At 47.6% G+C, this 8,541-nt stretch carries 8 protein-coding genes; 5 read left to right on the top strand and 3 right to left on the bottom strand.

Annotated features, from left to right (window positions below; translation table 11 throughout):
• Positions 1–1,793, top strand: a 1,793-nt coding sequence (locus WBV75_RS03120) for an aminotransferase class III-fold pyridoxal phosphate-dependent enzyme (RefSeq protein ID WP_424119198.1), incomplete at its 5' end; no start/stop codon positions are given.
• Positions 1,794–1,837: 44 nt separating this feature from the next.
• Entirely contained in the window at positions 1,838–2,218 is a 381-nt protein-coding gene (locus WBV75_RS03115; RefSeq protein ID WP_424119197.1) for a DoxX family protein, read from the top strand.
• Here WBV75_RS03115 and holA read toward each other — a convergent pair whose 3' ends face one another.
• Positions 2,219–3,223, bottom strand: coding sequence for a DNA polymerase III subunit delta (holA, locus tag WBV75_RS03110; RefSeq protein ID WP_424119196.1), 1,005 nt, complete (start codon positions 3,221–3,223; stop codon positions 2,219–2,221).
• Between the two features lie 20 nt (positions 3,224–3,243).
• Between holA and WBV75_RS03105 the strand changes: the two genes are divergently transcribed.
• From WBV75_RS03105 to WBV75_RS03095, 3 genes are all read left to right on the top strand, one after another.
• The gene (locus tag WBV75_RS03105; protein WP_424119195.1) at positions 3,244–3,696 is read left to right on the top strand and encodes a type I restriction enzyme HsdR N-terminal domain-containing protein; all 453 of its coding nucleotides are present in this window, start codon (positions 3,244–3,246) and stop codon (positions 3,694–3,696) included.
• Between the two features lie 90 nt (positions 3,697–3,786).
• On the top strand, positions 3,787–4,803 hold the full coding sequence (locus tag WBV75_RS03100; RefSeq protein WP_424119194.1) for a glycosyltransferase family 2 protein: 1,017 nt from the start codon (positions 3,787–3,789) through the stop codon (positions 4,801–4,803).
• Positions 4,804–4,896: 93 nt separating this feature from the next.
• Positions 4,897–5,760, top strand: a complete 864-nt coding sequence (locus WBV75_RS03095) for an OmpA/MotB family protein (protein WP_424119193.1) — start codon at positions 4,897–4,899, stop codon at positions 5,758–5,760.
• A 59-nt stretch (positions 5,761–5,819) separates the two neighbouring features.
• Here the strand turns inward: WBV75_RS03095 and WBV75_RS03090 are convergent, their stop codons facing one another.
• Both WBV75_RS03090 and WBV75_RS03085 read right to left on the bottom strand, forming a co-directional pair.
• Positions 5,820–6,440: an L-threonylcarbamoyladenylate synthase gene (locus WBV75_RS03090; protein WP_424119192.1), complete on the bottom strand. Its 621-nt coding sequence runs from the start codon at positions 6,438–6,440 to the stop codon at positions 5,820–5,822.
• A gap of 67 nt (positions 6,441–6,507) precedes the next feature.
• The coding region (locus WBV75_RS03085) for an ATP-dependent helicase (protein WP_424119191.1) at positions 6,508–8,541 on the bottom strand (2,034 nt) is incomplete at its 5' end.

The following is an 8,541-nucleotide window of genomic DNA, read 5'->3' as shown; positions in this document are numbered from 1 at the left end:
TAAATGCCCTGGAAGATCCAAAGGACCGCGCCCTGATCGAATACTACCTCCTGCAATATGACCAGATTGTCGAGCCCTGGCGATATTCCCTCAGGAAATGCTTGATTCACAACGATGCCAATGACTGGAATGTTCTGACTCAAAAAGGTACGGTATCCGGGATTATCGACTTCGGAGATATGTGTTATTCCTGGCTGATTAATGAACTGGCTGTTGCCCTGCCTTACGTCTTGGCCGAAAGAGAAGATCCCCTGCGTGTTGCGGGTATTGTCATTAAAGCCTATCACCGCGAATTTCCGCTAAAGCGGGAGGAGCTCGAATTGCTCTATTACCTGATCGCCGGGCGAATTTGCATGAGTCTTTGCAACAGTGCCCGGGCCGCAAAGCTACGTCCGGAATCCGACTATATACGTATTAGCGAATTATCCATGAAGCAACTTTTGCACAAGTGGATTTCCATCTCCCCGGAAGCCGCTGCCAATTGCTTTTTAGAAGCTGCGGGTTTGGAAACGCTCGAATTCAATGAAGCAGACGACTACATCAGTCGGAGAAATGAGGTTATTCCCCGATCCCTGTCCCTGAGTTATTCGCATCCCATTGTCATGAAACGGGCTGCCTTTCAGTATATGTTCAATAACAGGGGAAACCGGTTTCTGGATGCTTATAACAACATCATGCTTGTGGGACATTGCCATCCAGGGGTTGTGGAGGCTACAACCCGGACCTTACATCGAATAAATACCAATACACGCTACCTGTATTCAGAAATTCTAAACTACAGCGAACACCTCCTCTCGTATTTCCCTCCAAAACTAAACCGCGTTTTTCTGGTGAATTCCGGCAGTGCGGCTACCGACCTGGCCCTAAGATTGAGCAGGGCGTATACGGGTAGAGACAAAATATTGGCCTTAAAAAATGGATATCACGGAAATACCCTGGCCGGGATTGCTGTAAGCCATTATAAACACAAAAAAGGAATTTCTTATCCAGACACCCTTTTGTGTCCGATGCCCAAGGCCTTTGGAAGTGGGCTCCCTGATGATGGCTCAGCCGGGTCTTACTTTACAAAATTCGCCAAAGAGCTACTTGCAGAAAATCCCGGGCAGGTGGGGGCATTTATTGCCGAGCCGGTCATGGGTTGCGGAGGACAGGTCCCGCTGGCCAGGGGATTCCTTCCCGAGGTGTACAATGACGTCCGGTTGCAGGGGGGTATTTGTATTAGTGATGAGGTACAGGTGGGCTTTGGACGACTGGGAAGCTGGAATTGGGGGTATGAAAAACACGGGGTGATCCCCGATATGGTTATTCTGGGCAAGCCCATGGGCAACGGGCATCCGATAGGAGCCGTGGTAACCACAGCTGAAATCGGTGGTGCTTTTGATTCCGGGCCCGAATTTTTCAGTTCCTTTGGTGGAAACCCTGTATCCTGTGCAGCCGGAGAAGCTGTGCTGCGCGTCCTGGAAGAAGAAGGACTCAAAGCACATGCCCTGGATACCGGTACTTATCTCAAAGCGGCGTTCCATGAGCTGAGTACCCGGCACAAGGCCCTGGCCGATATTCGCGGAGACGGATTGTTTCTTGGCGTTGAACTTTTGGACCCCTTGGGAAAGCCCAATACTGCACTGGCGCAAAAACTGAAAAATGAATTGCGGGATTCCTACATACTGATTGGTACAGATGGCCCTTGCAACAACGTGCTGAAAATCAAGCCTCCCCTTCCTTTCAACCAGGCGAATTGCGATGAACTCATAGGGCAGATGGGGAGAATCCTGGAGAATCTTCCGGATTCCTGAAGATTTATTAATATTTTAGAGCCCAAACCTTAACCCAAACAAACATGAACCGTTCCCTTCAAACCCAAATCGGACTAGCAGTGCTGCGAATTGGCGGTGCTGCGCTCATGCTCACGCATGGCGTCCCTAAACTGCAACGCCTTTTCGGGGAAGATCCTATAGAGTTTGGCGATCCCCTGGGAATAGGTGCAAGTCCTACTTTCTTCCTGGCCGTTTTCGCCGAATTCTTATGTGCCGTTTTTGTACTTATCGGTTTTAAAACGCGTTGGGCTTCTATTCCGATCATTATCACCATGCTTGTCGCTGCCTTCATTGCACACGGTGCCGATCCTTTTGGTTCCAAAGAAAAAGCGCTGTTGTACGCAGTGATTTTTACCGCTATCTTCTTACTGGGACCCGGAGCTTATAGTGTTGATAAGAAGTAATCAGAGAATTTTATGAAGTAATTCCTTGAGGAGATCATCCTGCTTCATGGCGGGGACGGCCACTCCTTTTCCTTTGAGGTCCATCTCCCGCAGCACGCCAATGATCAGACTGACCTTTCGCATCGGATAATGTCTGGCAGCCGTCTGGTATTCATGTACAAAATAGGGGTTTATTTTAAGGGCCCTGGCCACATTTTTCGGACTGTGATCCTGCAGTCCATGATATTGCAGTAATTGTGCAAAAAAGGTATTGAGAAGTGAGATGGTCATCACAAAGGGATTCTCCCTGGGATTTTCTGCAAAGTATTTTATGATTCGTGTCGCTTTGGGAATATCGCGCTCTGCAATGGCTTTTTTCAATTCAAAGTTGTTAAAGTCTTTACTGATCCCAATATGTTTTTCAATAACTACAGGATCTATTTCTGAACCCTGAGGAAGTATGGATTTTAATTTGTCCAATTCATTGCTTATGCGGCCCAAATCCTTCCCCAGATACTCCACCAGCAGTGCTGCCGCTTTATGGGAAATGGTATAACCATTGCCCAGAAGTACCCTACGAATCCATTCCGCCACCTGGTTTTCGTACATTTTTTTACTCTCGAAAACCACGCCCCCGTGCTGCCTGAGCGCTTTGATCAGTTTTTTTCGACGATCCAGCGTCTTGTATTTATAACAAATAACAAGTACCGTAGAGGGTTGTGGATTTTGTGCATAGCCCTCAAGTTGTTCGATGGTGCGACTTAGGTGTTGGGCTTCCCGAACGATAACTACCTGGTATTCAGACATCATGGGATACCTTCTGGCTTGCGAAATAATATCCCCAACGGAAGTATCCTTGCCGTATAGAACAATCTGATTGAAGCCCTTTTGATCTTCGGTCAAAACATTGTTTCCCAGAAACCGTTCAATGCGGTCAATGTAGTAAGGCTCCTCCCCCATCAAAAAATAAACAGGGGCGGGATTTCCCTTTTGTATTTCTTCTATAATCTTCTTTACTTCATCCATCTTAAAATACACCTCAGGGTATGGTCCGACTCAACTTTCCGAGTTATGCGTTTCGCTTCAAAAGTAGGGAAAATAAAATGCTGGTTTTTGATATCATTCGCAAAAAATATGTCGTCCTTACACCTGAAGAATGGGTACGACAGCACAGCCTTCATTTTTTAGTCGAAGAAAAGAATTACCCTGCTGGGCGCTTCCTTGTAGAACGACAACTGAAGGTGGCTGCCCTGGACAAAAGGGTGGATGTTGCCGTATGTGATCCCGAAGGAAAAATACAACTCCTGGTAGAGTGTAAAGCCCCCGAGGTAGTGCTTAACCAAAAAGTCTTTGATCAAATTGCCCGTTATAACTGGGAAGCACGGGCCGACATTCTCATGGTCACCAACGGCTTAAACCATTTCTACTGCAAAATGGACTATGATAAAGGTCAATACCTCTTCCTGCCGGAACTACCTTCTTATACGGAGATTCGATAATACACTCCGGCTGCCTGTAAGGGAAGGTCCTTTGCAAAATATTTAGTTACTTTGCGCCCTTTCACGACAGATTCACCTAAACTCGTATTCTTGAAGCTCCCCAGACCTTCCATCGCCATAGTCATCCTGAACTGGAATGGAAAAACGCTGTTGGAACGCTTCCTTCCTTCGGTGGTCAGCAATAGTGGGGATGCCCTTGTTGTCCTTGCTGACAATGCCTCTACGGATTCATCTGTGGAATTTGTAAAACAACACTACCCCCAAATCCAGGTGGTAGTAAATGAGGATAATTTAGGGTTTGCTGGGGGTTACAACAAAGCGCTTAAAGTCGTGGACGCGGATCTATACTGCCTGCTCAATTCTGATGTGGAGGTAACCCCCGGATGGCTAAACCCGGTTCTGGGGTTATTTAAGGATCAGCCCAGGGCAGGAATCGTTCAGCCAAAAATCAAAGATCTCAATCGTCGTTCTCATTTTGAATACGCGGGGGCAGCCGGTGGATTTCTGGACCTTTTCGGCTACCCTTTTTGCAGGGGACGTATTTTCCAGAGTCTGGAGGAAGATCTGGGGCAGTATGACGACACGCGGGAAATTTTTTGGGCAACCGGAGCCTGTATGTTTGTAAAAAGAGATCTATTTGAGCTTCTTGGTGGGTTCGATGCCGACTATTTTGCCCATCAGGAGGAGGTGGATCTTTGCTGGAGGGCCCACAACAAAGGGTACAGTGTTTTTTATACAGGAGGTTCGGAAGTCTTTCATTTAGGAGGGTCTACCCTAAGCAATATGGATCCCAAAAAGACTTTCCTAAATTTTCGCAACTCCCTCTACTCTATAACCAAAAACCTGCCCACCCGGAAAGCCTTACCTATTGTATTATCCCGCCTGATCCTGGATGCTATTGCCGCCCTGAGGTTTTTATTTCAGTTTAAAATCGGACATGCATGGGCTATTTTACGGGCGCACCTGAGTTTTTACCGGCACGTTCCGAAAATGCTTCGCAAGCGGGAACGGCAGCATTTTGTTGAAAAATACGCTAAAACGACGTCCATAGTCTGGTCCTATTACGTACGTAAAATAAGGACATTTGGTATTTTAGTAAAAGATTAACGGATTCTTACCCACATGGGTGGGACATTTGTTAATTTTGTTCTATAACTTAAGATAACAAATCAACGACTAATAACTTTAAATTTCACACTTATGAAAAAATGGATGATTGGGAGTCTGGGTCTGGTACTCGTGCTTTCCTCTTGTGTATCTCAGAAGAAGTACGCGGACCTCGAGTCCAAACAACGCGAAACCCAGGACCTGTTGAATTCAGCAACTGTTAAATTAAACAGCTGTTTGGAGGATAAGGCCACTGCAGATGCCAAACTCAAGACTCTGGAAGAGCAGAACGCCTTTTTGAAAGCCAATAATCAGGAACTGATTAACAATATGGGGGATTTGACTACCCTGACCTCCAAAGGGGCTGATAACCTTGAAAAATCCCTGGAAAGTCTCCAGGAAAAAGACCTGACCATCCGCAGGCTTCAGGATGCCGTAACTCGCAGGGATTCTGTAAACCTGGCCCTGGTACAAAGCCTTAAAGGTGTTCTGGGGAACCTCGACGATGAAGATATTGAAATCAGCGTCGAAAAAGGTGTGGTCTTTATTTCCATCTCCGACAAATTGCTCTTCAGGAGTGGCAGTTACAATGTAACTTCCGCAGCCAAGAACGTTCTTGGAAAAGTAGCCCAGGTGGTCAACAACAAACCGGACTTTGAGTTTATGGTGGAGGGCCACACGGATAATGTTCCCTACCGAAGCGGTGTATTACTGGACAACTGGGACCTCAGTGTAAAGCGTGCCACTTCCGTGGTTCGGATCCTTCAGAATGACTACAAGGTTGACCCGGCCCGTATGACCGCTGCCGGACGCAGCCACTATATTCCCCTTGTCAGCAATGACACTCGGGAGAACCGGGCCAAAAACCGACGGACCCGCATTGTAGTTCTGCCTAAATTGGATCAGTTCTACGATATGATTGAAGAAGGTATGGATGATCCGGAGATCAACAAATAATCCGGGACAATATTAAACTGGAAAAGCCCCGTGGTGAAAAACTGCGGGGCTTTTTTTATTCAGAGAATACTCAAATCACCCTTTCCTTGCCGGATTACCTCCGGGGTCTCTCCTGAGAGGTCTATAACGGTAGACCCTACATTATCCCCATACCCGCCGTCGACTACCATATCCACGTGTTTATTCCATTTTTCATATATCAGGTCAGGATCCGTGGTGTATTCAAGGACATCATCTTCGTCATGTATAGAAGTGGAGACAATGGGATGCCCGAGTCCCACAACCAAATCGTGGGAAATACGATTATCCGGGACCCGTATACCCACTGTTTTGCGCTTTTTAAAGTCTTTTGGGAGTTGGTTGCTTCCCGGCAGGATAAATGTGTAAGGCCCCGGGAGGGCGCGTTTTAGAATTTTAAAAGTGGGGGTGTCAATTTGCCGGACATAATCTGAAAGGTTGCTCAAATCCGCACAGATAAAAGACCAGTTCGCCTTTTCTAATTTAACTCCTTTTAATCGCGCGAGACGCTCCAGGGCTTTTGAATTGGTGATATCACACCCCAAACCGTATACGGTATCCGTGGGATAGATCACCAGCCCGCCCTTTCTAAGGACAGACACCACTCGGTCTATCGCCTTGGGATTGGGGTTTTCCTCGTAAATTCGAATACGTTCAGCCATGATCTGATCATTTTATTTCTATGCCGCCCCCAGATCGGAAAACCCTACAGGATAGATCCCTACGCGATCAGGATTCCAGAATCTGTAATTTGGCAAAGCGGAGGAGAAGTTTTTTAATATCGCCGCGTTCAAAGCGAATCTCCGCCTTCTTATCATTACCGGCACCTTCTATTTTGAGTACAGTCCCCTTTCCAAAACGGGAATGGTCTACCCGGCTTCCCTCCTGCAGTCCTTCGATAGAACTTCCTTCGGTCCCTGACGGCTGGCCGAGCTGGGGACGGATTTTCCGCAAGCGTCTCAACTGTTTTTCCGTGGGATGATTCTGTTTCGGGGGTTTCCCGGAGACTGGCTTCTCTGCCCTCAATTTACTCTTGTCCACCTCGCCAAAGATAGAGGCGTTGAGCATCGGGCGGAATTTATAAGTATCCTCCGGTGTCAGGTTTTCGATATACTGCTCATCGATCTCCTGCAGGAAGCGACTGGGCTCGGCGTCGATCAGCTTGCCCCATCGGTACCGGTTTTGGGTATAGGTTAAATAGGCCTGGGTTTCCGCCCGCGTCAGCGCGACATAAAAAAGCCGCCGCTCCTCTTCCAATTCACTTCGGGTATTCATGCTCATGGCAGAGGGAAATAAATCTTCTTCCATACCTACCACATAGACATATGGAAATTCCAACCCTTTAGCCAGGTGTATCGTCATCAGGGCCACCCGGTCATCATCGCCTTTATCCATGTCCAGGTCCGTTGCCAGGGCCACATCCTCCAGAAATTCACTCAGATCACCTTTGGCGTCTGCGATTTCCTTTTGCCCCTCTACAAAGTCCTTTATCCCGTTGAGCAATTCCTCAATATTCTCCATACGGGCTATCCCTTCAGGGGTACCATCTTTTTTAAATTCCTGCAACAGACCGGATTTCCGGGCTACATGCTCCGCCAACGTAAAAGCATCGGCATTCGCATTCAACACCTGGTAACTCCGGATCATACTGACAAAATCTTCGAGCTTGCGGCGGGTTCCGGCATGAATACCAATATTCATGGATCCAAGGGATTCCATAACCTTAAAGACAGTTTCTCCGGTCTCATTCGCAGCTACGACAAGCCGGTCCACAGTAGTCTGTCCTATTCCACGGGTCGGGTAGTTGATCACCCGCTTCAGGGCCTCTTCGTCACCGGGGTTGATCACCAGCCTCAAATAGGCCAGAACATCCTTAATCTCCTTTCGCTGGTAAAAGGAAAGGCCTCCGTAGATTCGGTAAGGAATATCTCTCTTTCGCAAGGCGTCTTCTATGGCCCTGGACTGTGAGTTCGTTCGATACAGTACGGCAAAGGCCCCATTATGGAGCTGTTGCTGCATTTTGTGCTCAAAGATGGAGGAGGCGACATAACGTCCTTCGTCCGCATCTGTAGGGCTCCGGTGCAGTCGGATAAGAGGTCCCTCATCGTTGGCCGTCCAAACCACCTTTTCCAGCTGGTTCTTATTGTTGGCTATTATGCTGTTGGCCGCATTGACAATATTCTTGGTCGATCGGTAGTTCTGCTCCAGGCGATAGAGGCCGACATCGTCATAATCCCTCTGAAAATTCAGGATGTTATCGATATTGGCTCCCCGGAAAGAGTAGATACTCTGGGCATCGTCCCCCACCACACAAATATTTTGATAGCGATCTGCAAGGGCCCTTACAATCAGGTATTGGGAGTGATTTGTATCCTGATACTCATCTACCAATATATACCGAAACCGATTCTGGTACTTCATGAGTACTTCCGGAAAGCGGGTAAGCAGTTCATTGGTTCGCAGCAGCAGGTCGTCAAAATCCATAGCACCTGCCTTAAAACAGCGATCTACATAATTGCGATAAATTTCTCCGAGTCGCGGGCGCTTGGACATCGCATCGGCCTCCTGCAACTCCGGATTCTGAAAATAGGCTTTGACTGTAATCAGGCTGTTCTTGTAGGAGGATATGCGCTGCTGTATCTGTTTGTATTTATAAATGTCCTTATCCAGGCCCATCTCCCGGATGATCGCCGATATAAGGCGCTGAGAATCCTGGGTGTCGTAAATGGTAAAATTACTGGGGTACCCCAGGCGGTCCCCATC

The sequence above is a fragment of the Robiginitalea sp. genome, assembly GCF_049588695.1.
Lineage (GTDB): Bacteria > Bacteroidota > Bacteroidia > Flavobacteriales > Flavobacteriaceae > Robiginitalea.
Note: the sequence above shows the minus strand (reverse complement) of the source record. Positions and strands in the feature narration are given on the sequence as shown.

Excerpts from the sequence above, each read along its gene's own strand:
- WBV75_RS03115 (WP_424119197.1), top strand. The coding sequence starts at position 1,838 with ATGAACCGTTCCCTTCAAACCCAAATCGGACTAGCAGTGCTGCGAATT.
- holA (WP_424119196.1), bottom strand. The coding sequence starts at position 3,223 with ATGGATGAAGTAAAGAAGATTATAGAAGAAATACAAAAGGGAAATCCC.
- WBV75_RS03105 (WP_424119195.1), top strand. The coding sequence starts at position 3,244 with ATGGTCCGACTCAACTTTCCGAGTTATGCGTTTCGCTTCAAAAGTAGG.
- WBV75_RS03095 (WP_424119193.1), top strand. The coding sequence starts at position 4,897 with ATGAAAAAATGGATGATTGGGAGTCTGGGTCTGGTACTCGTGCTTTCC.
- WBV75_RS03090 (WP_424119192.1), bottom strand. The coding sequence starts at position 6,440 with ATGGCTGAACGTATTCGAATTTACGAGGAAAACCCCAATCCCAAGGCG.